Annotated in this window: 23 protein-coding genes; 12 read left to right on the top strand and 11 right to left on the bottom strand. The window is 72.5% G+C overall.

Annotation, left to right across the window (positions count from 1 at the left end):
- Positions 1-80 precede the first annotated feature (80 nt).
- The 5 genes from OXR63_RS07555 (at position 81) to OXR63_RS07535 (ending at position 5,004) form a co-directional block, all read left to right on the top strand.
- A complete protein-coding gene (locus OXR63_RS07555; protein ID WP_267421541.1) occupies positions 81-986 on the top strand; it encodes a proline iminopeptidase-family hydrolase in 906 nt (301 codons plus the stop codon).
- A gap of 123 nt (positions 987-1,109) precedes the next feature.
- Positions 1,110-2,501: an APC family permease gene (locus OXR63_RS07550; protein WP_267421683.1), complete on the top strand. Its 1,392-nt coding sequence runs from the start codon at positions 1,110-1,112 to the stop codon at positions 2,499-2,501.
- Positions 2,498-3,427, top strand: a complete 930-nt coding sequence (locus OXR63_RS07545; protein ID WP_267421539.1) for an acetamidase/formamidase family protein — start codon at positions 2,498-2,500, stop codon at positions 3,425-3,427. The genes OXR63_RS07550 and OXR63_RS07545 overlap by 4 nt, the downstream gene beginning before the upstream one ends.
- Positions 3,428-3,545: 118 nt before the next feature.
- Positions 3,546-4,310: an SGNH/GDSL hydrolase family protein gene (locus OXR63_RS07540; protein ID WP_267421537.1), complete on the top strand. Its 765-nt coding sequence runs from the start codon at positions 3,546-3,548 to the stop codon at positions 4,308-4,310.
- Between the two features lie 145 nt (positions 4,311-4,455).
- Complete coding sequence (locus OXR63_RS07535) at positions 4,456-5,004, top strand: VOC family protein (protein WP_267421536.1); 549 nt, start codon at positions 4,456-4,458, stop codon at positions 5,002-5,004.
- Positions 5,005-5,196: 192 nt separating this feature from the next.
- Here the strand turns inward: OXR63_RS07535 and OXR63_RS07530 are convergent, their stop codons facing one another.
- Positions 5,197-6,432 carry an FAD-dependent monooxygenase gene (locus tag OXR63_RS07530; protein ID WP_267421535.1) on the bottom strand — a complete coding sequence of 412 codons (1,236 nt, stop codon included), beginning with the start codon at positions 6,430-6,432 and terminating at the stop codon, positions 5,197-5,199.
- A gap of 90 nt (positions 6,433-6,522) precedes the next feature.
- Between OXR63_RS07530 and OXR63_RS07525 the strand changes: the two genes are divergently transcribed.
- Complete coding sequence (locus tag OXR63_RS07525; RefSeq protein ID WP_267421533.1) at positions 6,523-7,119, top strand: MarR family winged helix-turn-helix transcriptional regulator; 597 nt, start codon at positions 6,523-6,525, stop codon at positions 7,117-7,119.
- On the opposite strand, the gene OXR63_RS07520 is transcribed toward OXR63_RS07525, so the two are convergent.
- Together OXR63_RS07520 and OXR63_RS07515 are read right to left on the bottom strand one after the other, a co-directional pair.
- The gene (locus tag OXR63_RS07520; protein WP_267421530.1) at positions 7,083-7,598 is read right to left on the bottom strand and encodes a GNAT family N-acetyltransferase; all 516 of its coding nucleotides are present in this window, start codon (positions 7,596-7,598) and stop codon (positions 7,083-7,085) included. The genes OXR63_RS07525 and OXR63_RS07520 overlap by 37 nt on opposite strands.
- A gap of 4 nt (positions 7,599-7,602) precedes the next feature.
- Positions 7,603-9,009 (bottom strand): LLM class flavin-dependent oxidoreductase, encoded by a 1,407-nt coding sequence (locus OXR63_RS07515; RefSeq protein ID WP_267421527.1) that lies wholly within the window; start codon positions 9,007-9,009, stop codon positions 7,603-7,605.
- Positions 9,010-9,215: 206 nt separating this feature from the next.
- Between OXR63_RS07515 and OXR63_RS07510 the strand changes: the two genes are divergently transcribed.
- Positions 9,216-9,812 carry a manganese efflux pump MntP gene (locus OXR63_RS07510; RefSeq protein WP_267421525.1) on the top strand — a complete coding sequence of 199 codons (597 nt, stop codon included), beginning with the start codon at positions 9,216-9,218 and terminating at the stop codon, positions 9,810-9,812.
- Positions 9,813-9,837: 25 nt separating this feature from the next.
- Here the strand turns inward: OXR63_RS07510 and OXR63_RS07505 are convergent, their stop codons facing one another.
- Entirely contained in the window at positions 9,838-10,242 is a 405-nt protein-coding gene (locus OXR63_RS07505) for an arsenate reductase ArsC (protein ID WP_267421523.1), read from the bottom strand.
- A 117-nt stretch (positions 10,243-10,359) separates the two neighbouring features.
- Here OXR63_RS07505 and OXR63_RS07500 point away from each other — a divergent pair, with 117 nt between their 5' ends.
- Entirely contained in the window at positions 10,360-11,334 is a 975-nt protein-coding gene (locus OXR63_RS07500) for an NADPH:quinone reductase (protein WP_267421521.1), read from the top strand.
- Positions 11,335-11,385: 51 nt separating this feature from the next.
- Here the strand turns inward: OXR63_RS07500 and OXR63_RS18375 are convergent, their stop codons facing one another.
- A complete protein-coding gene (locus OXR63_RS18375) occupies positions 11,386-12,747 on the bottom strand; it encodes a sensor histidine kinase (protein WP_267421519.1) in 1,362 nt (453 codons plus the stop codon).
- A complete protein-coding gene (locus OXR63_RS07490) occupies positions 12,744-13,427 on the bottom strand; it encodes a response regulator transcription factor (protein WP_267421517.1) in 684 nt (227 codons plus the stop codon). The genes OXR63_RS18375 and OXR63_RS07490 overlap by 4 nt, the downstream gene beginning before the upstream one ends.
- 155 nt (positions 13,428-13,582) lie before the next feature.
- Between OXR63_RS07490 and OXR63_RS07485 the strand changes: the two genes are divergently transcribed.
- The 3 genes from OXR63_RS07485 (at position 13,583) to OXR63_RS07475 (ending at position 15,616) form a co-directional block, all read left to right on the top strand.
- Positions 13,583-14,029, top strand: a complete 447-nt coding sequence (locus OXR63_RS07485) for a hypothetical protein (RefSeq protein WP_267421514.1) — start codon at positions 13,583-13,585, stop codon at positions 14,027-14,029.
- Positions 14,030-14,205: 176 nt separating this feature from the next.
- A complete protein-coding gene (locus tag OXR63_RS07480) occupies positions 14,206-14,355 on the top strand; it encodes a hypothetical protein (protein WP_267421512.1) in 150 nt (49 codons plus the stop codon).
- 595 nt (positions 14,356-14,950) lie between these two features.
- Positions 14,951-15,616 (top strand): peroxiredoxin-like family protein, encoded by a 666-nt coding sequence (locus OXR63_RS07475; protein ID WP_267421509.1) that lies wholly within the window; start codon positions 14,951-14,953, stop codon positions 15,614-15,616.
- Here the strand turns inward: OXR63_RS07475 and OXR63_RS07470 are convergent.
- From OXR63_RS07470 to OXR63_RS07450, 5 genes are all read right to left on the bottom strand, one after another.
- Complete coding sequence (locus OXR63_RS07470) at positions 15,609-16,247, bottom strand: isochorismatase family protein (protein WP_267421506.1); 639 nt, start codon at positions 16,245-16,247, stop codon at positions 15,609-15,611. The genes OXR63_RS07475 and OXR63_RS07470 overlap by 8 nt on opposite strands.
- A gap of 74 nt (positions 16,248-16,321) precedes the next feature.
- Positions 16,322-16,771, bottom strand: a complete 450-nt coding sequence (sufU, locus tag OXR63_RS07465) for a Fe-S cluster assembly sulfur transfer protein SufU (protein WP_267421503.1) — start codon at positions 16,769-16,771, stop codon at positions 16,322-16,324.
- Positions 16,768-18,111, bottom strand: a complete 1,344-nt coding sequence (locus OXR63_RS07460; RefSeq protein ID WP_374116089.1) for a SufS family cysteine desulfurase — start codon at positions 18,109-18,111, stop codon at positions 16,768-16,770. The genes sufU and OXR63_RS07460 overlap by 4 nt, the downstream gene beginning before the upstream one ends.
- A 120-nt stretch (positions 18,112-18,231) precedes the next feature.
- Complete coding sequence (locus tag OXR63_RS07455; protein WP_267421499.1) at positions 18,232-18,444, bottom strand: Rv0909 family putative TA system antitoxin; 213 nt, start codon at positions 18,442-18,444, stop codon at positions 18,232-18,234.
- Positions 18,445-18,539: 95 nt separating this feature from the next.
- Entirely contained in the window at positions 18,540-19,823 is a 1,284-nt protein-coding gene (locus OXR63_RS07450; protein WP_267421498.1) for a chloride channel protein, read from the bottom strand.
- A 77-nt stretch (positions 19,824-19,900) separates the two neighbouring features.
- On the opposite strand from OXR63_RS07450, the gene OXR63_RS07445 reads away from it, so the two are divergent.
- Positions 19,901-21,085, top strand: coding sequence for an ROK family transcriptional regulator (locus tag OXR63_RS07445; protein WP_267421496.1), 1,185 nt, complete (start codon positions 19,901-19,903; stop codon positions 21,083-21,085).
- Positions 21,086-21,119: the final 34 nt, after the last annotated feature.

Here is a 21,119-nt window from a genome sequence, read left to right as displayed (position 1 = left end):
CCGCATTGCCCTGTTACGACCACGTTAAACGAGGAGAAAAGGTCTTGCCTGGGACCTTTCGCCCGTCCATGCTGACCGTCATGTCCCGCGTCAGCGAATCCACGATGCCGTTCCAGGACGGCGAGACCTGGTACCGGATCACCACTCCGGACCGGCCCGTCCCCGGCGCCCTGCCCCTCGTCGTGCTGCACGGCGGCCCCGGCATGGCCCACGACTACCTCCGGAACCTCGCCGCGCTGGCGGACGAGACCGGGCGCACCGTCGTCCACCACGACCAGTTCGGCTGCGGCCGCAGCTCCCACCGGCCGGACGCCCCGGTCGACTCCTGGCAGCCCCAGCTGTTCGTCGACGAGTACGCCGCGCTCGTCGAGCACCTGGGCCTCGGGGAGCACCACGTGCTCGGGCAGTCCTGGGGCGGCATGCTCGGCGCCGAGATCGCGGTGCGCCAGCCCGAGGGGCTCCGGTCGCTCATGATCTGCAACTCCCCCGCCTCGATGCAGCTCTGGGTCGAGGGCGCCGCCGAGCTCCGCGCGCAGCTGCCCGCCGACGTGCAGGAGACCCTGACCCGGCACGAGGAGGCCGGCACCACCGACGCCCCGGAGTACGTCGCCGCGACGCAGGTGTTCTACGAGCGCCACGTCTGCCGCGTCGTGCCCATGCCTCCGGACTTCGTCGACTCCGAAGCCCAGATGGAGGCCGAGCCGACCGTCTACCACACCATGAACGGCCCGAACGAGTTCCACGTCATCGGGACCCTGCGCGACTGGAGCGTCGTCGACCGGCTGGACCGCGTCGCCGTCCCCACCCTCGTCGTCGCCGGTGAGCACGACGAGGCGACCCCGGCCACATGGGCCCCCTTCGTCGAGCGCATCGCCGACGTCCGCCAGCACGTCTTCGCCGGCGCCAGCCACTGCAGCCACCTGGAACAGCCGGAGGAGTTCCGCCGCGTCGTCGCGGCCTTCCTGGCCGCACACGACGACGCCTGACCCGACCACGCCTGACCCGACCACCGCCGGACGGGAGGCTCCCCAGCAGCCCGCCCCGCGCCTCCCGTCCGCCGCTCCACCGCACCGCCCCCGCACCGTCCCGCAACCCGAAACGGAACCGACATCTCGCAGCAGCACACCGAGCTCTCCGCGCAGCAGCAGCTCGAGGCCTACGGCTACCAGCAGGAGCTGAAGCGCTCCGTCTCCACCACCGACCTGCTCATCTACGGGCTCGTCTTCATGGTGCCGATCGCCCCGTGGGCGATCTTCGGCACCGTCTACAACGCCTCGTCCGGCATGGTGCCGCTCGTGTACGTCGTCGGCCTCGTGGCGATGATCTTCACCGCCCTCGCCTACGCGCAGATGGCGAAGTCGATCCCGCTCGCCGGCAGCGTGTTCTCCTACGTCGGCCGGGGCATCCACCCCACCGCCGGGTTCCTCGCCGGGTGGGCGATCCTGCTCGACTACCTGCTCGTCCCGACGCTGCTCTACGTGTTCGCGGCGGAGAGCATGGTCGGCATCTTCCCCGGCACCCCGCGGTGGCTGTGGGCGCTCGTCTTCGTGGCGATCAACACGGTGATCAACCTGGCCGGGGTGTCGTCGCTCAAGCTCGCGAACCGCGTCTTCCTGCTCATCGAGCTCGTCTTCGTCGTGATCTTCGTCATCATCGCCGTGACCGCGCTCACGGGCGGCACGGTGCCGGACGCGTCGTTCAGCACCGACCAGATCTGGGACCCGGCCAAGGTGTCGGCACCCCTGATCGCGTCGGCGCTGTCGATCGCGGTGCTGAGCTTCCTCGGCTTCGACGGCATCTCGACCCTGTCCGAGGAGTCGACCGGTCGCCGCGGCGGGGCGGGCACGGCGATGATCCTGGCGCTCCTCATCGTCGCGTTCCTGTTCGTGCTGCAGACCTGGCTCGCCAGCGCGCTCGCCGGGGGTCGTGACGCGTTCCCGAAGAGCGAGGCCGGGAACGCCTTCTTCACGATCGTCGAGCAGGCGTCGTCGAGCGGCTGGGCGACGGCGTTCTTCGCCGTGAACGTGCTCGCTGTCGGCATCGCGAACGCCATGGCCGCGCAGGCCGCCACCAGCCGTCTGCTCTTCTCGATGAGCCGCGACCGGCAGCTGCCCGCCTTCCTGCACACGCTCAACGGCCGGAAGGTCCCGCAGAACGCGATCATCGTCGTGTCGGTGCTCTCCGCGATCCTGGTGCTGTTCTTCGTCGGGCAGATCGACACGATCTCGTCCCTGGTGAACTTCGGCGCGCTGTTCGGCTTCATGCTCCTGCACGTGTCGGTGTTCGTGCACCACATGGTCAAGGGGAAGTCCCGCAACTGGCTGCTGCACCTCGTCGTGCCGCTCATCGGCTTCCTGATCATCGGCTACGTCCTGCTGAACGCCGCCGTCGAGGCCAAGGTCGGCGGCATCATCTGGCTCGCCGTCGGCGCCCTCGTGTTCCTGTACTACCGCTTCACCGGCCGGTCCACCGAGGTCGGCGCCGAAGGAGAGATCCGATGACCCCCGACCACCTCCTGCCGAACACGCTCGGCCGCCCCGGCTTCGCGGCTGACCGGGAGCCCGTCCTGACGGTCCGGCCCGGCACCGGCGAGACGATCGGCTTCGAGACGACCGACGCCGTCTACGCCGAGCTCGACGACCACCACGACATGGCGCAGCTGCAGGCGCCGATCAACCCCGTCACCGGCCCGGTCTTCGTCGAGGGTGCCGAGCCGGGCGACACCCTCGCCGTGACCATCCACGCGATCGAGCTGACCACGCACGGCTGGTCGGTCTCGTTGCCGGGGTCCGGAGCGCTGCAGCACGTGATGGGCGACCGCGTCTCCGCCCGCCGCTGCCCGATCGAGGACGGGACCGTGCAGGTGACGGAACGGCACGCGTTCCCGGTGCGACCCATGATCGGCTGCATCGGCACGGCCCCGGCCGAGGGCGAGAACTCGACGATCATGCCGGCCCACCCCGAGGGCGGGAACATGGACGTCACCGAGGCCCGCCCCGGCTCCACCGTGTACCTGCCCGTCCGCGTGCCCGGGGCACTGCTGTCCATCGGGGACATCCACGCGCTGATGGCGGAGGGCGAGTCCTCCTTCGTCGCGATCGAGGCCCAGGGCACCGCCGTCGTGTCCGTCGACCTCGTCAAGGGCGGCCCGACACTGCGGGCACCGCGCATCGAGACGGCGGACGACTGGCTCTTCGTCGGTCTCGGCGAGCCCGTCCAGGAGAGCGTCCGCCGCGGCTACGAGGACGCCTTCGCCTTCCTGGTCGACGAGCACGGCTGGGACGCCGACGACGCCTACGCCGTCCTCAGCGCCGTCGGCGACTCCAAGCTCGGCGGGCCCACCGGCTCCGGGGCGCCGGACCCGCTCCACCCGTTCGCCGCGGTCGGGGCGGTGACGCTGCACCGGGTGCCGAAGTCGGTGCTCTGAGCAGACGACCGCCTGGAGGCCCGTCACCGGTCCGTCGGACCGGTGACGGGCCTCCAGGCGGCGCGGTTCGGATCTGCACGACTGGAACGTGCACAGGCGTGTGCAGGAAGATGGGGTCATGGACCAGAGCATCCGGTACGTCGCGATCGGCGACAGCTTCTCCGAGGGCATCGGCGACACGGGCCCCGTGCCCCTCCCTGGGTGGACGGGACGCCTCGCGAGCGGACTCGCCGCCCAGACCGGCGCGGAGATGCAGTACGCCAACCTCGCGGTCCGCGGCCGCCTGCTCGCCGGCGTCCTCGACGGGCAGCTCGACGCGGCACTGGCCCTCGACCCCGCGCCCACGCTCGTCACCTTCTGCGCCGGCGGGAACGACCTGCTCCGTCCGCGCTTCGACCCCGCCGCGCTGGCCGGACGACTCGAGCGGGAGATCGACCGCGTCCTCGCCCGCGGCATCCGGTTCGCCCTGCTGAGCCCGGCTGACCCGAGCGCGCGGATGCCCCTGGGCAGCCTGATCAACCACCGCGGGGACGCCTGGGCCGACGCCCTCGGCAAGCTCGCGGAGCGCCTCGACCTGCCGTTCGTGGACGTCTCCCGCGACGCCCACCTCGGCCGTGCGGAGTTCTGGTCCGACGACCGTCTGCACATGAACGCGACCGGGCACCAGCGGGTCGCTGACCTGGCATTGCACGCGATCGCCGACGGGCCAGCGCCGGTCGTCCCGACACCGCCCGGAGCCGCACGGACCCGGGTGTCCGAGGAGCTCCGGTACTACCGCCAGCACGTCCTGCCCTGGGTGGGGCGACGGGTGACCCGACGGTCCTCCGGCGACGGCCGGTCGGCGACGTTCCCCGCCTGGACGCCGGTGGCTCCGACGGCGTGACCGGCCCGTCGGAACTGGACGTCCGACCACGATGGGGGACCGCGATGCTGTGCATCCTGGCAGTCTCATGCGGGTTGCCGCAGCGATGACGCATCGCTCCCGTCCAGCCGGACGGGTGGTCCCGATCCGCTGCTAGAAATCACGAATGACCAGGGGAATCAGGATCGACCACGTGGGCGTCACGGTGCCGTGCATCGACGCAGCCACGATGTTCTTCATGGCGGCGCTCGACGCCGTCGTCCTGTACGACATCAGGCTCCGCGACGAGGCACCGAACGGCACGCCCGAGGCGCATCGGTACCTCGGCATGCCGTCCTCCATGGCGCAGGGAGCGATCCGCATGCTCGCGCTCCCCGAGGGTCCCGGGCTCGAGCTGTTCGAGTACCTGGGCCCGGACCAGCGCGACCCCGCCCATCCGTCCGACCTCGGCTGGCAGCACCTCGCCGTGTACGCGGACGACCTCGACGCGACCCTCGCCAAGGTGGAGGCCGCCGGTGGGCGACGCAACTCCGACCCGCGCGACCTGCGCGGTCCCGAGGCGGGCGCCGGCAACCGGTTCGTGTACACCCGCACCCCGTGGGGGTCGACGCTCGAGATCGTGAGCTATCCGACCCCGCAGCCGTACCTCGCGCACGCGCCGCGGCCCAAGTGGGCGCCGGTGTCGGAGACGGACAGGATCGCCTTCGCGATCTGACGCGTCGTGCGGACTTCGTGGGCGTCGCGGTGAGCACGGAGAACACGGAGAACACGATCTGATTCCGGGCCGCGACGGATCCGGTCCGCGAACCCCGGGGTTCGGGAACCAGATCCGTCAGGAGGCGGCGCGGCTCCCGTCGCCCAGGCTGCTCGACCTACACGACCCACACGACCCGCAGGATCCGCAGGATCAGGACTGGACGACGGTCAGCTCCGGCAGGGGGCGGTCGGAGTCGGCCACGCGGGTCATCTTCGCCGCGACCGGGGCCAACAGCTTCGACATCAGGACCTTGTCCGCGACCCGTCGGGCAGCCAGACCCAGCCGGGTCTGCGGGTAGGCGAAGTGCACGATGCCCTTCGGGATGCCCTGGATCTGGTCGACCAACGGCCGGAGCCAGTCGTCGAAGGACACGAACGCCGCGTCGAGGTCGCCCTGGGTGAGCGCGTCCCCGCGGTCCACCGCCTGCAGCGACGCGGCGAGCACGTAGCCGCTCGTGAGCGCGAGCGACGCACCGCCCCCACCCATCGGCGTGACGCACCAGGCAGCGTCGCCGATCACGCAGACGCGGCCACGCTGCCAGTGCGGCATCCGGATCTGGGTGAGCTCGTCGAGGTACACGTCGTCCGAGCCCGCGAACCCGTCGAGCACGCGCTCGGTCTGCCAGCCCGCGTCGGCGTACCGGTCCCGCAGCTTCGTGAGCATCGCCGCGCGGTCGAGCCCGACGAGGTCGTCGACACCGGCGTGGGCGAGGATCGCGCGGGTGGTGCCGTACGGGTCGGGGCGCAGGTGCACCTGGCGACCGCCGACCGCCGTGTACCAGCGCCAGCGGTCGTCGTCGGAGGGGATGCGCGGGATCGTCCCGAACACCATCGTGACGCCGAGGTCACGCTCGTCCACGTCGCCGTCCCCCGTGAAGACGCGGTCACGCGTCCGCGAGCGCACACCCTCGGCGATGACGAGCAGGTCGGCGTGCAGGACACGGCCGGCACTGGTCGTGATCGTCACGCGGTCCGACACCACGCTGGCGTCGCCGTCCTCGACGTCCTGGATCGTCTCGCCGTAGACGAACTGCACACCGTCGGGGAGGTCGTCGAGGACCACGCGCGCGAAGTCCCCGCGGAGCACCTCGAGCTCGGCGGTGGCCCCGTCCGGACCGTCCGACGGCAGCTCGGTGGTGACGCGACCGTCGCGGTCCACGAGCACGGTGCCCGTCTCCGTGGTGTTCACCGCCCGGATCGCGTCGACGAGACCCATCCGGTCGAGCACCTCGCGGGCGACGCCGCGGACGTCGACGTTCTGCCCACCGTCACGGAAGGCGGGGGCGCGCTCGACGACGGTGACCTCCCATCCGGTGTGACGGAGCCACCAGGCGGCCGAGAGGCCTGCGATGCTGGCTCCGGAGATCACTGCGTGTCGTGCGGTCATGCGCTGCTCCTCTGTGCGGGACGGGCGCAACGCTGTCTGCGCCGCCCGTCATGCTTTACAGTAAAGACACTACACAGCAAAGGAACCTGGATGCCCGGACTCGATCCCCTTGCCGTCGACTGGGACGACGACCAGGTCACGGTGATGCACCGACTCCGCGACTGGGCGGTGACCTTCGACGAGCTGAACCGGCACCTGTCCACGTGGATGGACCTGCCCGTCTCGGACGCGAACGCGCTCGGGCAGATCGTCTGGGCGGAGCAGGGCGGCGATCCCCTGTCGCCGGCGCGGCTCGCCCGGCTCATCGGCATGACGTCGGGAGCGACCTCGATCCTGATCGACCGACTCGAGGCAGCCGGGCACGTCGCCCGTCACCGGGAGAGCACCGACCGCCGCCGAGTCGCCCTCCGCCCCACGGACGCGGCACGAGCCGAGAGCGCCCGCTTCCTCGGCTTCGCCGGGTCGGAGATCGCGGAGACCGTGCAGGGCACCGACCCCGCGGAGACCCGGATCGCCATCGCGTTCCTCGCGCGGATGACCGCGGCGGCCGCAGCCGCGAACGCACGCCTCACCGCGCATCCCAGGCCGACGACCGAGGACCCCGACCCGGGTCAGACGACGACGTCAGTGCCGGCGGCGGGGGGCCCTGCTCACGCGCCCGGCGCCCAGGGCATGCCGACGACGTAGGTCGCGGTGCGCCTCCCGGTCAGCGCGTGCGGGAAGGTGACGCCGGTGGGACGGAAGCCGGCCGCCTCGTAGAGCCGCAGGGCCGGGAGGTTGTCGTCGAGCGCGTGCAGGACGACCGCGGGGTGCCCGGCGGCGCCCGCCGCCTCGACGGCCGCGACGAGGAGCGCGCGGCCGACCCCGCGGGCCTGCAGGTCGGGCCGGACGGCCAGGAGCGAGAGGTAGGCGGCGTCGGCCGGGTCCGTCGGCCGTCCGGTGCCGGGCTCCGTGACGAGCACGAACCCGTCGAACGGAGCCGATGCCCCCGCTGACGCCACCAGGCACGCCACCCGTGGGACTGCGAACTTCGCCTCGGCGCGGACCCGCACGGCGGAGTCCTCGGGCACGCCGTCCCGGGCAGCGACGGCGGCGGTCCAGACGTCGACGCAGGCGGGGTCCTCGTCCGGGGTGGCTGCACGCACGACCACGGACGACTCGATCACCCGGTCAGCCTACGGCCGCCCCGCTGCGCACCCGGAACCCCGCGCCGCGGTGCTCGTCGGGCAGGCGGTCGCCGCGTCCGTGCAGCTTGTGGCGCAGCGAGCCCTCGACGTACGCGTCGGGGTAGGCGCCCCGGGCGCGGAGCTCGGGCACGACGAACTCGATGACGTCCTCCCACGTGCCCGGCGTCACGGCGTAGGCGAGGTTGAACCCGTCGACGTCCGTCTGTTCCTGGATCTCCTGCAGCTGCGTGGCGATCGTCGCCCCGCCGCCGACGGCCACCGGGCCGAGCCCACCGATCGCGGTGTGCCGTGCGAGGTCGCGGATGGTCCACGTCGCTCCGTCCGAGCCCGTCGCCGCGGAGATGTTCGCCGCCGCGGACTGGATCGCGTTCGAGTCGACCTGGCCGAGGGGCTCGTCGAGGTCCCACTGCGACAGGTCGACGCCCATCCAGCCGGAGTTCAGCACGAGTGCGCCGAGCTCGGACGCGTAGGACAGGTAGTCCTCGTACTTCGCCTGCGCGAGCTCGTCGGTGGCGTCCGTGATCACCGTCAGCAGCGTGTAGACCTTCGCCGCGTACCGGTCCCGCCCGGCAGCTTCGAGGGCGTCCCGGATCTTCGTCACCGTCGCGGTGAGCTGGGGCAGGGTGGGCGCCCCGACGAAGACCGCCTCGGCGTTCTCGGCGGCGAACGCGATCCCCCGCGGCGAGGCACCGGCCTGGTAGATCACCGGCGTGCGCTGGACCGACGGCTCGGACAGGTGGATGCCCGGCACGTCGAAGTGCTCGCCGTGGTGCTCGATCGGGTGCACCTTCGACGGGTCGGTGAACACGCCGGTCTCGCGGTCCGCGACCACGGCGTCGTCCTCCCACGAGCCCTCCCACAGCTTGTAGAGCACCTCGAGGTACTCGTCGGCCACGTCGTACCGGTCGTCGTGGCTCAGCTGGTCGGTCTGCCCCATGTTCCGCGCGGCGCTCGGCAGGTAGCCGGTGACGACGTTCCAGCCGACGCGGCCCTTGGTCAGGTGGTCGAGCGTCGAGACCCGCCGCGCGAAGGGGTACGGGTGCTCGTAGGCCGTCCCGGCGGTGATGCCGAACCCGAGGTGCTCGGTCACCGACGCCATCGCGGACACGAGCAGGACGGGGTCGTTCACGGGCACCTGCGACCCGGTGCGGAGCGCGGCCTCGTTCGACCCGCCGTACACGTCGTACGTGCCGAGGACGTCGGCGATGAAGATCCCGTCGAACGCCCCGCGCTCCAGCGTCTTCGCCAGGTCCGTCCAGTACGTCAGGTCGCGGTAGTCCCGGGAGCGGTCGCGCGGGTGGCGCCACAGCCCGGAGGACTGGTGGGCGACGCAGTTCATGTCGAACGCGTTGAAGCGGATCTGCCGGGTGGGGTTCGTCGTGTCCGTCACGAGCGCGACGCTACGACCGCTCCCCGCGTCCGGCACCGAAGGTGACGAAGGATGACGGGAGGCTCGGGTCGCCTCCGCCACGAATTCGTCGCGACGAATCCCGCTGATCAGGCCTTTTCCGGTCGGAGGCCCGTCATCCGGATGGCAGGATCGTTGCGTCCCGAGACGCCGGTGTCTCCTCCCGCCCGTCTCGGAAGGTGTTCCCCATGTCGTTCTGGGCCCTGTTCCTCATCGCGCTCGGCGTCTCCGCCGACGCCTTCGCCGTCGCGCTCGGCAAGGGCCTGCACATGAAGCGGTTCAACGCCCGGCACGCGGTCGTCATCGCCGTCGCGTTCGGCGTCTTCCAGGCGGTCATGCCGCTCATCGGCTGGCTGCTCGGCACCACGTTCGCGCAGTACATCGCCGGCGTCGACCACTGGGTGGCGTTCGGGTTGCTCGCGCTCATCGGCGGCAAGATGCTGTGGGAGGCCGTCCGCGGCGGGCAGGACGACGCGGAGGACACCGACCGTCTGCAGGTGCGTGAGCTGCTCGTGCTGTCCCTGGCGACGAGCATCGACGCCCTCGCGGTCGGGGTGACGCTCGCGTTCCTGCCGGTCTCGATCGGCTGGGCGGTGCTGCTCATCGGCATCACGACCGCCGTGCTGTCCTTCGTCGGCGTGGTCGTCGGGCGTCGCGTCGGCGCGCGGTTCGGGCGGCCGGCCGAGATCGTCGGTGGCGTGATCCTGATCCTCATCGGCGTGCAGATCGTGCTCGAGCACACCGGCGTGCTCGGAGCAGTCGGGGCAGTCGGGGCCGCCGGCTGAGCAGCTGCCCGACGCGGCCCCCGCCTCAGACGGTCTCGGAGATCAGCACCCGGACACGGTCCCGGATGTCGTCACGGATCGGGCGGACCGCGTCGAGGTCGAGCCCCGCCGGGTCGGTCAGCTCCCAGTCCTCGTAGCGCTTCCCGGGGAACACCGGGCAGGCGTCGCCGCACCCCATCGTCACCACGACGTCCGCGGCGGCGACCGCGTCGGTGCTGAGCAGCGCCGGCTGTTCGTCGCGGATGTCGATGCCCTCCTCGAGCATGGCCTGCACCACGACGGGGTTCAGCTGGTCAGCCGGCTCGGACCCGGCGCTCCGCACGGCGATCCGGTCACCGGCGAGGTGCTGCAGGTACGCGGCGGCCATCTGGGAACGTCCGGCGTTGTGGACGCAGACGAACAGGACGGTGGGGACGGGTTCGGTCGACACGACAGCATGATCGCACCGATCCGACCCCGGTCGTGCGTCCCCCCACCGCCCGTCCCGTCCCGAGCGCCCATGTCCCGAGCGTGGCACGCTCGGACCGGACGACGACAGGAGCAGCGGATGCGCGCAGCGTGGTACGACCGGCAGGGTCTGGCAGCGGAGGTGCTCCAGGTGGGCGAGCGCCCCACACCGACGCCCGGCCCAGGAGAGGTCCGAGTCCGGGTCAGCCGCTCGGGTGTGAACCCCGGCGACACCAAGAAGCGCGAGGGCTGGCTCGGCTCGGCGATGCCGTACCCGCTGGTCATCCCCCACAGCGACGGCGCCGGCGTCGTCGACGCGTGCGGACCCGACGTCGACCCGGCCCTGGTCGGGCAGCGCGTGGCCGTGTACGGCGCGCAGTCGTACCGCCCGTCCGGCACGGCCGCCGAGTACGTCGTCGTCCCCCGGGCACTCGTCGTGCCGCTGCCGGACGCCGTCTCCGACGACGTCGGAGCATCACTCGGCATCCCCGGCATCACCGCACACCGGGCGGTGTTCGGCGACGGCGACGTCGCGGGGAAGGTCGTCCTCGTGCACGGCATCCGCGGCGGCGTGAGCAGCATCGCCGCGCAGCTCGCCACCTGGCGCGGCGCCACCGTGATCGGCACGGTCCGACGGACCTCCGACCTCGGCAGCCCCGACCTGCCGACGGTCGCCCACACGGTCGCCCTCGACGACGACCCGGCCGCCGCCGTTCGGCTGCTCGCACCGCAGGGCGTGGACCGGATCGTCGAGGTCGCCCTCGACGCGAACGCCGACCTGGACGCCGCCGTCATCGCGAACGACGGGGTCATCGCGACGTACTTCGCCCGGGGTGACCGCGTCTCGTTGCCGTTCCCGCCGCTCCTGTTCGCGAACGTGACGGTCCGGTTCCTCGGCAGCGACGACTTCCCCGCCGACGTCAAGCGCACGGCCATGGAGGACCTCGTCGCCGCGGTCGCCGCCGGGGCCCTCAGCATCCGCATCGGCGAGGTCCTCCCCCTCGACGACGTCGCCCGCGCACACGACGACGTCGACGGCGGTCGCTCCGGTCGCGTCGTCCTCACGGTCCCGTGACGCCGGGCGGGAGGCTCGTGGCGGGCCCGCCACGAGCCTCCCGTCCGCTGCTCACCGCCTGGGGAACCGGACCTCCGCCTGCGCGCCTCCGGTGGGCCGGTTCGTGAGCCGGGCGGACCCGCCGCCCCGCTCCGCCGTCGCGCGGACCAGGGCCAGGCCGAGCCCGCTGCCGCCCAGCCCGGACCGCCTGGCCGGGTCGGCGCGGGTGAACCGGTCGAAGGCCCGCGGGAGGAACGTCTCCGCGACGCCGGGGCCGTCGTCGACGACCCGCAGTACCAGGTCGTGCGCGTCGTCCTGCAGGAGCGTGATCCGCACGACGACGCGGCCGTCACCCGCCGCGACCGCGTTGGCGACGAGGTTGTCGACCACGCGGGCGAACGCGGCCGGTCCGACCGGGTACCGCGTGCCGAGCGCCGGGACCTCCACCACGAAGTCGATGTCCGCGCCGCGACCGGCGAGCGTGCGCATCCGGTCGACGGACCCCATCAGCTCCGTCACCAGGTCGGCGGCGGGTGTCTCCGGAGGTCTGCCACGCTCGTCGAGCCGACTGAGTTCGAGCATCGTGTTCGCCAGGGCGACGAGCCGACCGGCGTCGACCTCCGCCGCATCGAGTTCGCGCTCCAGCGCGTCGGCGTCGCCGGAGGCCCGGTGCGCGAGCTCGAGCCGCGCGGTGAGGGCCGCGAGCGGTGTCCGGAGCTCATGGCTCGCGTCGGCGATCATCCGGTGCTCGCGCTCAGTGTTCTCCCGCTGCCGGTCGATGAAGGCGTTCAGGGTGCGCGCGAGCTCGGCCACCTCGTCCTGGGACGACCCGATCGGCAGGTGACCGCCGACGGCGCCGGTGCTGAGCAGCTCCGCGGTGCGGCGCATCCGCGACACCGGCCGCAGCGCGAGCGTCGTCAGCAGCCACGCCGTCCCCGCGAAGGCGGCGAGCGCCAACAGCGCGCCGATCACCAGGGACCGGTCGACACTGTCGACCGTCTCCTCGCCGGCCCGACCGTCATGGGCTGCCCAGACGACGTACGTCCCGCGGTCGTTCGTCACCGGCGTGCCGATGACCGTCGCCACCCGGCGCTCCGTGTGCAGCCGCAGGGTGACCGTGTGGTCCGGGATGCCCGGTGGCAGCACGGGCCGCAGGTCCTCGGGCAGGGAGTCGGTGATCCAGTGCCCACCGTCGGTCCTGATGCCGACCAGGACGTCCGCGGCGGGGACGTCCGGCGGCTCCTCCGGGTCCTGGCGCAGGTCGGCGACGAAGGCCGCGGCGTCCCCGGCGGCGAGCGAGCGGTCCGCCTCGAGCGTCGCGTGTTCGATCTGCTCGTGCAGGACGAAGGCGACCCCGCTCAGGACGACCGCGCCGATCACGACGCTGCCGAGCGTGATCCGCGCCCGGATCGACAGCCACCGGAAGGGCGTCACGAGGTGGCCTCGACGTCGAGCGCGTACCCGACGCCACGGACCGTGCGGATGACGAGGTCCGCGCCGGAGGCCTGGAGCTTCTTCCGCACGTAGCTGACGTACTGGTCGACGATCGTCGGGTCGAAGTGCTCGGCGCTCCCCCAGACCTCCTCGAGGACCTCGGCGCGCGACCGGGGCTGCGGCGAGCCCTGGATGAGGAACCGCAGCAGGGAGAACTCCTTCACGCTGAGCGGCAGGTCCCGGCCGCGGACGGAGGCCCGGACCGCCACGACGTCGAGCCGGACGACGCCGGCCTGCACGACCGTGGCGGACCCGGCAGCACGCCGCCGGAGCTGGGCCCGGATCCGCGCGTTCAGCTCCGCGATGGCGAAGGGCTTGGTCAGGTAGTCGTCCGCGCCGGAGTCCAGGCCGAACACCCGGTCGTCGACGGCGTCCCTCGCGGTCACGAGGATCACGGGCAGGTCCTGTCCCGCCTCGCGGAGCCGGCGACAGACCTCGAACCCGGTCATGTCCGGCAGCATCACGTCGATCGCGGCGGCGTCGAAGAACCCCGTCCCGCCCTGCCGGAGCGCTGCAGCGCCGTCGGACACGAGGGTCACCGTGTGCCCCTCGATCGTCAGGCCACGCTCGACGAGGGCGCCCATCTCCGGGTCGTCCTCGACCACCAGGATCGCCGCCACGGTCAGGCCACCCAGCCCTGCGTCGGACGACTCGCGGGGGACGGTTCGGGTCGGGGCATCGGTTCAGCCAACCAGCATCGTGCCCCGGCGTTCGTGTGAACCTTCGAACGATGCCACCCCGGCCGGTCGTGCTCTGCGGGGTTACCGTCTGCCCCATGACCGTTCCCCCTCCCCGGGCCGCCGTCCGCCGCGACGTCGGAGTCGCCGCCGGACCTCGTCGCGCCTTCGCGGCCCTCGTGGGGCTGACCGTCCTGTTCGTGTTCCTGCAGTCGCTCACCGCTGGGGAGTTCATCTCCGACGGACTGTCCCAGGGGGCGAAGGAGGTCTGGACGGACGCGCACGGGCTCATCGCCTACCCGATCATGGTGTTCGCGCTCGCCGCCGCGGTCGTCGGTGCCCTCCGCCTGCGTGAGGCCCGGGGCGTCGTGGTGGGCGCTGCGGCCCTGTTCGTCCTCGCCGTCGTGCAGTGGCTGCTCGGCCACTGCATCACCACGCTCGGCTGGGACTGGGTCACCCCGTGGCACGTCGTGCTCGCCTTCGTCGTGTACGGACTCTCGATCTGGCTCTCGGTGCGCTCCGCAGCGCTCCGACGAGGCCGCTAGAACCCGCGGTGCCCGAGCGCGTTCCCCCCTCTCGCTCGGGCACCGTGTGGTCCGCACCCGCTCTGACCTAGCAGGACGGTGTGCGCGAGCCGGTGGGGCGGAGGACCTGACCCCGCTCCACCGGCACAGCACGGATGCCGTCCGCCCCTGGTACGTTCCGGGCAACAGGAGGCGTCATGCACATCCTCATCGTCATCGCCAGGGCCGTCGCGGCCGCGCTGGTGTCCGCAGCGAAGACCATCGGGGCCATGGGTGGCGCGCACACCCACGACCTGGAGTCCCAGCGGGCGCTGTACCACCAGCGGCGGGACGAGTACCGCCCGTAGCCGAGGGCTCCGTGCTGAGGTCCGGGCGTCCGGGCGCTGCCCGTCCCGAGACACCGGCGTCTCGCGGGCAGGGCCGGCACGGCTCGCGAGACACCGGCGTCTCGAAGTGACACACCGGCGTCAGCGCGGGACACCCCATCGCACGCGAGACACCGCCGTTTCCTGCGGCGTCTCGAGCACCTCGAGGCGTCTCGCCAAGACACCGGCGTCTCCCGGGCAAGGCCCACACGGCTCGCGAGACACCGGCGTCTCGAAGTGACACACCGGCGTCATCGCGAAACACCCCATCGCACGCGAGACACCGCCATTTCCTGCGGCGTCTCGAGCACCTCGAGGCGTCTCGCCAAGACACCGGCGTCTCCCGGGCAAGGCCCGCACGGCTCGCGCGACACCGGCGTCTCGAAGTGACACGCCGGCGTCTCGCTCGCAAGTCCGCATGAGCACACACGAAACCGCGCACCCCACCGCACCCCAGCACACGCACGCACGGCGCTCCGTGACGCCCGGTGACACGCGCCGCGACGGCCGCCCCACCGCGTGCCTAGGCTCCCGTTCATCGGCGGCCATCGTCGATCCCGAACCCAGGAGGACCGGCATGCCAGGACCGTCCATCGCCGACCAGGTCGACACCTTCAACGACGGCTTCACCGCACAGATCGGCCCGGACCTGTCTGCCGTGTTCGACGCGGAGCAGTCCGCGCTCCGATCGGCGGGCGTGCCGTCGTCCGTCGTGGGCGTCGGCGACCAGGTCCCCGACGCCGACCTCCTCACGCCGACCGGCGCGGCCACCACCCTCGTCAGCGAACTCGGCGGAGCACCGGCCGTCGTGGTCTTCTACCGGGGCGCCTGGTGCCCGTACTGCAACCTCACGCTCCGCACGTACCAGCAGGAGCTGCTCCCCGAGCTCCTGGCTCGGGGGACGCGCCTCATCGCCGTCTCGCCGCAGACCCCCGAGGGCTCGGAGCAGGCCGTCGCGAACGGGGCGCTCGAGTTCCCCGTACTGTCCGACCCCGAGAACGCCCTCGCGGGACGCCTCGGGATCGTGACCGCACCGAGCGCCGAGGCACGAGCGGCGCACACCGAACTCGGCTTCGACGTCGCGGACAGCAACGCGGACCACACCGCGCAGATCCCGTTCCCCTCGGTCGTCGTGGTCGACGCAGCGGGCGTCGTGCGGTTCGTCGACGTCAAGGTCGACTACACCGAACGCACCGAGGTGGCGACGGTCCTGGCGGCGGTCGACCGGGTCCCGGTCAGCTGACCGGGAAGCGCTCCGCCCCCGCCTGCGCCGACGTCACCAGGTCGTCACCGGCGAGGGGCTGATCCGTCCCGAGCACGGCGACCCAGCGGTCGGTCGTCGCGACGGAGGCGAAGTTGGAGTGCAGCACCGCCATGAGCGTGCGGTGGACCGTCTCCGCGTCGGCCTGCCCCGCGGCGTTCGCGATGCTGATCGCGCCCGTGGCGTCCGAGAGCACCTCGACCGCGATGGCGTGGGTCTCGGCCTCGGCCGCGCTCGCGATGATGCAGTTGTTCGTCATGTAGCCGACCAGGGTGATCGTGTCGACGTCCCGCTCCCGCAACCACGCGAGCAGGTCGGTGCCGGCGAACACCGAACCGAACTGCTTCGTGACCCGCTTCCAGTCGTCCTGTCGGCGGGACTGCACGTCGGGGTGCAGCGCGTACTCGGGGGTCGTGGGGTTGAACACCGGCGCGGTGGCACCCCCGGAGTGCTGCACGACGACGACGGGGACGCCGGCCTCGGTCGCGGCGTCGATGGCCGCCGTGATCCGGGGCAGGGAGTCGGTGTGGGCGGGGTACTGGATCTCGAGGGGGCCGGAGAAGTACTGCTGCTGGACGTCGACGAGGACGAGGGCGCGGTTCGGGGTGGTCATGCCACCAGCCTGCACCCCGGACGGGAGGCGCGTGGCGGCGCCGCCACGAGCCTCCTGTCCGGCACCGGGTCGCGTCAGCGGGCCGCGCTCGCCTCGCGCACGGCGGCCTCCGCCGCCACCCAGGCGAGCATCCCGCACTTCACGCGCATGACGAACTTCGAGACGCCGTGGAAGGCGACGAGGTCCTCGAGGACGTCCTCGTCGGGCTCGCCGACACCGCGGGACCGCATCATCGTGCGGAACGCCTCGGTCAGCGTGAGCAGCTCCGGCACGGTCCGGCCGACGGCCATGTCGGTGAGCACGGACGCCGAGGCCATCGAGATCGAGCAGCCGTCCCCCTGCCAGGCGAGCCCGGCGATGCGGTCGGTGCCGGGCTCGAGGCGGACGCTGACCGTGATCTCGTCGCCGCAGGTCGGGTTCCGCTCGAAGTGCGACGCGTCGGCGTCGGGCAGGTCGCGGTCGCCGTGCCGGGCCTTGGCGTGGTCGAGGATGACCTGCTGGTACAGGCTGTCGAGGCTGTTCACGCGGTGGCTCCGAAGTAGGCGCGGATCTCGCTGACCGCCTGCACGAAGCGGTCGACGTCCTGGTCGGTCGTGTAGACGTAGGTGCTCGCGCGGCTGGTGGCGGTCAGGCCGAGTCGCCGGTGCAGCGGCTGGGCGCAGTGGTGACCCGAGCGGACGGCGATGCCCTGCGCGTCGAGGTACTGCGCCACGTCGTGCGCGTGCACCCCGTCGACGTCGAACGACACCAAGCCGGAGCGCGGGACCCCGGCGGCGGGACCGACGACGGAGATGCCGGGCACGGCGGCCAGGCCCGTGAGCATGCGCTCGGCGAGGTGCTCCTCGTGCACGCGGACGCGCTCCATGCCGATGCCCTGCAGGTAGCGGACGGCCTCGGCGAGCGCCACGGCCTGGGACACGGGCTGGGTGCCGGCCTCGAAGCGCTCGGGGGCCGGCATGAACTCGGTGTGCTCCATCGTCACCGTGGTGATCATCGAGCCGCCGGTGCGGAACGGGGGCAGCGCGTCGAGGAGCTCCTGGCGCCCCCAGAGCACGCCGATGCCGTTCGGGCCGAGCATCTTGTGCCCGGAGAACGCGGCGAAGTCGACCCCGAGCTGCTGCACGTCGACGGGGCGGTGCGGCGCCGACTGGCAGGCGTCGAGGACGACGAGGGCGCCGTGGGCGTGTGCGGCGGCCACGACCTCGGCCACCGGCGCGATCATGCCGGTGACGTTCGACACGTGGGCGAAGGCGACGACGGCGGTGCGGTCGGAGATCAGCGCGGTCGCGTCGTCGGCGCTCCAGCAGCCGTGGTCGTCGACCGGCACGAAGCGGAGGGTCGCACCGGTGGCAGCGGCGAGCTCCTGCCACGGCACGAGGTTGGCGTGGTGCTCGGCCTCGGTGACCAGGACCTCGTCGCCGGGGCCGATGCGGAAGCGCTCGGCGGCGACTCCCCCGCGCCCGCGGCTGGCGTTCGCGATGCCGTACGACACCAGGTTGAGCGCGTCCGTCGCGTTCGCGGTCCAGACGACCTCGCTCGGGCTCGACGCGTTGACGAACCCGGCGACGGTGGCGCGGGCGTCCTCGTACGCGTCGGTGCTCAGCGCGGCGAGGGTGTGCGCTCCCCGGTGCACGGCGGCGTTGTCGTGCTCGAGGAAGCGCCGTTCGGCGTCGAGCACCTGGCGCGGGCGTTCGGCCGTGGCGCCGGAGTCGAGGTACGCGAGCGGGTGGCCGTTCACCTCCTGCTGCAGGATCGGGAAGTCGGCCTTGATCCGCTCGACCTCGTCGGTGGTGAGCGGTTGGTCTGGTGCCTCGATCGTCACGGCGCTGGTTCCTCCTGCTGTCGTCGGGGACAACCGACCCATCGTCCCCGTTGTTCCACCAGGAGTCCAGCCGGACGCCCGGCAGCACGGCATCGGTGCCCCGACGCAGGACGGCCCCGGTCCGCGTCTGCGGTCCGGGGCCGTCCGTGACGACGGGCGGGGTCACTCGTTCCCGAGGTGCTTGTCCGCCGTGTCGCGCGCGCCCTCGATCTTGTCGTCGTACTTGCCGCCGGTGGCCTTCTTCACGGCGTCGGCGACGCCCTCGAGCACCTTGTCGCTGATGCCCTCGGCCTTCTCGCTCTTCAGGGCGTCCTGGACCTTGCCGTCCTTGAGGAACTCCTGAGCCTTCTTGGTGATGTCGTCGAACCCCGCCATGTCGGTGCCTCTCGTGTCAGGCGGGACTCCGTGCCCCGCCGCGTGCAGCCGATGCTAGGCCGGTCGTCCGGGTCACGTCCCGCCGACCGACCCGCTCAGACCATCTGGGCGCTGCGCCGGCGGGCGAGCACGTAGCTGACCGCGACCGAACCGCTGACCGCGAGCAGCGACGGGATCAGGATGTCCGTGCCCTGCTGGGTGAACTCGACGACGAGCACCAGCGCCGTGAAGGGCGCGCGCATCGTGGTGGCGAGGAAGGCCGCTGCGCCGATGAACGCGAACGACACCAGGCTCGGGCCGTCGGCCGGCCACAGCATCGCCCACGCCCCGCCGAGGAACCCGCCGAACGCGGCACCGATGGCGATCGACGGCGTCAGGGTGCCACCGACCGCTCCGGCACCGATCGTCGCCGCCGTGGTGATGGTCCGCACGATGCCGAGGACGAGCAGCAGCACGATGGGCACCATCCCGATCACGGTGCCGTCGTCGAGCCCGGTGTTCATCGCCGTCACCGCGAGGGCACGACCGTTGCCGAGGATCTCCGGGAAGGGCACGGCGATCAGCCCGACCATCGCGAACACGAGCGGCAGCAGCACGAGCAGGTGCCAGCCCTTCGGCGCGATGCCCTGCAGCCGGTTCGTCAGCTTCACGAACCCCACCCCCGCGAACCCGAGCACGGGGCCGACCACCACCGCCCAGACGAGCAGCGACGGCGAGAGGTGCGTGGCGGGCACGTGGTAGAGCACCTCGTCCGGGATCACCAGGCGTGCCACACCGGCCGCGACGGCACTCGTGACGAAAGCCGGCAGCGCGGTCGCGAACGTGAGTTCACCGAGCAGGACCTCGACGGCGAACAGCGCGCCGCCGAGCGGGACGTCGTAGACCGCGGCGAGGCCGGCGGCGGCACCGCAGGCGACGAGGATCTTGGTCTCGCGCGCGGACAGCCCGGCGCGGGCCGTCACGACCTGGGCGAGCCAGGCACCGACCTCGCGCGGTGCGACTTCCTTGCCGATCGAGGCACCGAGCCCGACGGCGAGGATCTGGACGCCGGCGTTCGCCAGCGTCGCGAGCGCGGGCATCCGCTTCCCGCCCACCGCCGCTGGCACCGACACGATCGGGCGTCCCCACCGACGGAGCGCCCACCAGGCGAACGCCGTGAGGAGGCCCGCCGAGGTGATCGCGACGAACCGGGTCAGCGCCGAGGGGACGTCGGCGGCCTCGTGGTGCCCACCGAAGGCGTACCCGAAGGCGACGAACTGGATCAGCTGCAGGGCGAGCCACACGGCGATCCCGGCGACACCGCCGCCGAGGCCGACGAGTGCGGTGACGACCGCGAGCTTGAGTGCCCAGCCGGACGTCGTACGAGCGGTGTTCGGCATGGCAACGACCCTATCGGCCACCCGCGCCGGCCCGGCGTCTGCGGGGCGACGCGCCCCGCCGCGCCTAGGCTGACGGGGTGAGCGACACACCCGACCCCGCGCCGGTCCCGACGGCCGTGCAGCGCGGCTGGGAACCCCTCGCGGGCAGTGCGCAGTCGGTCGTGCTCGAGGTCCTCCGCGCCGGCCCCCGCCCCCGCACCGAGCTCGCCGAGCGCCTGGGGCTGTCCGGCCCGAGCCTGTCGCGCATCACCCGCCCGCTGCTCGAGGCCGGGATCCTCGTCGAGCGCGACGTCGTGCAGCCCACCACCACCGGACGTCCGTCGATCCCGCTCGACATCGACCAGGACGCCCACCACTTCGTCGGCGTGAAGCTCACCGGCGACGGGCTCTTCGCCGTGGCGACCGACCACCGCGGACGGGTCCTCACCGAGCGCGAGGAGCCCCTGTCGGCCACCGACGTCCCCGCCGTCGTCGCCCGGATCACGGAGGTCGTCCGCGCACTGACCGCCGAGGACGACCGGGTCCGCGGGGTCTGCGTCGCGCTCGGCGGCGCCACCGTCGGTCGCCGCGAGGTCCGCCGCGCCCCGTTCCTCGGCTGGGAGGACGTCCCCCTCGCCGCCCTGCTCACCGAGGCGACCGGCCTGCCGTGCTCGGTCGAGAACGACGTCCGGGCGCTCACCCACGCGGAGCACTGGTTCGGCGAGGGCCGCGACCACCGCTCGTTCGCCCTGTTGACGATCGGCGCCGGGATCGGCCTCGGGCTGGTCCTCGGCGGGACCGTCGTCGCCGGCGCGCACTCCACCGCGGGCAGCATCGGCCACCAGCGACTGGGCGGCGCGGTCGCCGAGTCCGACGTGCGCTGCGAGTTCGGGCACCGTGGATGCGCCCGATCCGTCCTCAGCGAACGGGCCGTCAGCCGCGCGGGCAGTGCCGCGCTCGGTCGCGAGGTCACCGCCGCCGAGCTGCTCGACGCCGCCCGCGACGGTGACGCCGCCGCCCGCGCCGTCGTCGACCACGCGGCCGAGGCCCTCGGGCTCCTCGTCGCGGACGTCGTCAACGTCGTCGACCCCGAGGCCGTCCTGCTCTCCGGCGAGCTCGTCGGCCTCGCCGAGACCGGCCGGGCAGCGCTCGACCGCTCGATCGAGGCCGCCCGCCACTGGTCGACCCCCGCCCCGACCGTGGTCGTCCAGCCGTTCCGCTTCAACGAGTGGGCGCGCGGCGCCGCCGCCGTCGCCATCCAGATGCACGCGCTCGGCGCCTGAGCACGCCGCCTCGGCACGCACCACCCACCACGCA

Origin of the sequence: Curtobacterium sp. GC_Cur_3, assembly GCF_026544205.1 — a bacterium.
In the GTDB taxonomy this organism is placed as follows: Bacteria; Actinomycetota; Actinomycetes; order Actinomycetales; family Microbacteriaceae; genus Curtobacterium.
Note: the sequence above shows the minus strand (reverse complement) of the source record. Positions and strands in the feature narration are given on the sequence as shown.